This window comes from Azospirillum brasilense (genome assembly GCF_008365405.1).
Lineage (GTDB): Bacteria > Pseudomonadota > Alphaproteobacteria > Azospirillales > Azospirillaceae > Azospirillum > Azospirillum brasilense_D.
This window is the reverse complement of sequence record NZ_QOKV01000063.1, coordinates 1-2,761: the sequence shown is the minus strand read 5'-3', so window position 1 is coordinate 2,761 and position 2,761 is coordinate 1. Positions and strand designations below refer to the sequence as shown.

The following is a 2,761-nucleotide window of genomic DNA, read 5'->3' as shown; positions in this document are numbered from 1 at the left end:
GCTCGGCCCGCCATAGATGTCCATCTGGGTGATGGCCTGGCGCAGCGACTGGTAGGCCTTGGCCTTGAAGCTCATCCCCTGATCCAGGGGTGCGACCGAGAAACTCATCGTCTGCATTGGCGTTCCCATCCCTCTCTCTCCGCCCCCGGTTTCCCCGGAGTTCCCCCCGGTTGACGGGGTTTGGGCCGCGCTTTCATTGCCCCGGAGAGGGAAGCGGCTTGGATTGGTGATACGGTATACCAGATGCCAGTTCATGACAAGCGGATATGTTCGGATCGCGGACTGTTTCTTCGATGAACGACGCTCTCGCGCTTTGTCTGCGACGGCGCGGCAACTCTGCACCCTTTATCGCTTATTGGCATATCGTATACGGTATCCAAATGTCGCATAACTGGTATACCGAATCCATTATAGCCCGGACGGACCGCTGGGGGTACAAACGTCCTTGGAACTACACGCATTCCTCCCTGTAGATTCCCCCACCTGACGGCTCCGCGGCTTCCCGCCAGCGGAGCCTTCTTTTTTTCCGCCGGCCAAATCGCCCTGCGGCAAATTGGTATACCGTACACCAGGCGGCTTCCCCTTACTCCGTGTATGTGTAAATTTGCTGGGTCAACGAATCAGGCAAACGGAGGAAAGCCATGAAAGCAGCGGACATCATGACCCGTCAGGTGATCACCATCGGTCCCGACGCCACGGTGACCGAAGCCGCGAAGCGCATGCTGGAGAACCGGATCAGCGGCCTGCCCGTCTGCGATTCGAACGGGCGCCTGCTCGGCGTCATCAGCGAGGGCGACCTGCTGCGCCGGGCGGAGACCGGCACCGTGCGCCGGGCCTCCTGGTGGCTCGCCATGTTCGCAGGCGCGCCGAACCAGGCCGCCGACTACACCAAGTCCCACGGCCGCCACGTGCGCGACGCGATGACCGAGTCGCTGATCTCCGTCACGGAGGAGACCCCGCTTGACGAGGTGGTCCGCCTGATGGAGGGCAACCGCATCAAGCGCGTTCCGGTGCTGAACAACGGCAAGCTGGTCGGCATCGTCAGCCGCGCCAACCTGCTGCACGTCCTCGCCAGCATCGCGCCGGACGTCTCCCCGGCCGCCGCGGACGACCGCGTCGTGCGCGACCGGCTTCTGGAAACCCTGCGGGCGCAGCCCTGGGCACCGGAGATCAGCGAAAACATCGTGGTGCGCAACGGCGTCGTGCATCTCTGGGGCAGCGTGCGCACCGAGGCGCAGCGTGACGCCATTCGCGTCGCCGCCGAGAACACCCCCGGCGTCACCCGCGTGGAGAATCACCTGATCATCGTGGATCATGTCGCCGAAGGCGCGGTCGGCTTCTGAGCCAATCGCCGATGCGGCAACAAAAAAGCCCCTTCCCGGTTCGTCCGGGAAGGGGCTTTTCCTTTCGGCAGGCGTTTACTCGGTGGCCTTCACGACCTCTTCGGTGACCTTCTTGGCGTCGCCGAACAGCATCATGGTGTTGGGGCGGAAGAACAGCTCGTTCTCGACGCCGGCGTAGCCGGCGGCCATGCCGCGCTTGATGAAGAACACCGTCTTGGCCTTCTCGACGTCGAGGATCGGCATGCCGTAGATCGGCGATTGCGGATCGGTCTTGGCCGCCGGGTTGGTCACGTCGTTGGCGCCGATCACGAAGGCCACGTCCGCGGTGCCGAAGTCGCGGTTGATGTCCTCCAGCTCGAACACCTCGTCGTAGGGCACGTTGGCCTCGGCCAGCAGCACGTTCATGTGCCCCGGCATGCGCCCCGCCACCGGGTGGATGGCGTACTTGACCTCGACGCCTTCCTTCTTCAGCAGGTCGGCCATCTCGCGGAGCGCATGCTGGGCCTGGGCCACCGCCATGCCGTAGCCCGGGACGATGATCACCGACTGGGCGTTCTTCATGATGTAGGCCGCGTCCTCCGGCGAGCCGGCCTTCACCGTGCCGCGCTCCCCACCGCCGGCCGCCGCCGACGCCGCCCCGCTGTCGCCGCCGAAGCCGCCCAGGATGACGTTGAAGATCGAGCGGTTCATGCCCTTGCACATGATGTAGGACAGGATGGCGCCCGACGAGCCGACCAGCGCGCCCGTGACGATCAGCAGGTTGTTCTGCAGCGTGAAGCCGATGCCCGCCGCCGCCCAGCCGGAGTAGCTGTTCAGCATCGAGATCACCACCGGCATGTCCGCCCCGCCGATCGGCAGGATCAGCAGCAGGCCGAGCGCCAGCGACACGGCGACGATCAGCCACATCGGGGCATCGGCGTTGCTCTGGACCAGCCAGACGATGAGGAGGATGGTCAGCACGCCGAGGGCGGCGTTGAGGTGGTGCTGGAAGGGGAAGACCAGCGGCTTGCCGGTGACCAGACCCTGCAGCTTGGCAAAGGCGACGATCGAGCCGGTGAAGGTGATCGCGCCGATGGCGGTGCCGAGCGCCATCTCGACCAGCGAGCCCTTGGCGATGGCGCCGGGGACGCCGATGCCGTAGGCCTCGGGCGAGTAGAAGGCCGACAGCGCCACGAACACCGCGGCCAGACCGACCAGCGAGTGGAAGGCCGCGACGAGCTGCGGCAGGGCGGTCATCTCGATCTTCTTGGCGATGACGTAGCCGATGCCGCCGCCGATGGCGATGCCGAGGACGATCATCCAGTAGGACTGGACGATGGGCAGGGCCAGCGTGGTCAGCACGGCGATGGTCATGCCGGCCATGCCGAAGAAGTTGCCCTGGCGGGAGGTCTCCGGGCTGGACAGGCCGCGCAGCGCCA

2 protein-coding genes are annotated in these 2,761 nt (G+C 65.4%); one reads left to right on the top strand and one right to left on the bottom strand.

Translation table 11 applies throughout. The features are described 5' to 3' along the window. The first annotated feature begins 641 nt into the window (after nucleotides 1–641). Nucleotides 642–1,343 (top strand): CBS domain-containing protein, encoded by a 702-nt coding sequence (locus DS837_RS31705; protein WP_149168383.1) that lies wholly within the window; start codon nucleotides 642–644, stop codon nucleotides 1,341–1,343. 75 nt (nucleotides 1,344–1,418) lie between these two features. Here DS837_RS31705 and DS837_RS31700 read toward each other — a convergent pair. Next, nucleotides 1,419–2,761: NAD(P)(+) transhydrogenase (Re/Si-specific) subunit beta (locus tag DS837_RS31700; protein WP_149168382.1), on the bottom strand; the 1,343-nt coding region annotated here is incomplete at its 5' end.

Excerpts from the sequence above, each read along its gene's own strand:
- DS837_RS31705 (WP_149168383.1), top strand. The coding sequence starts at position 642 with ATGAAAGCAGCGGACATCATGACCCGTCAGGTGATCACCATCGGTCCC.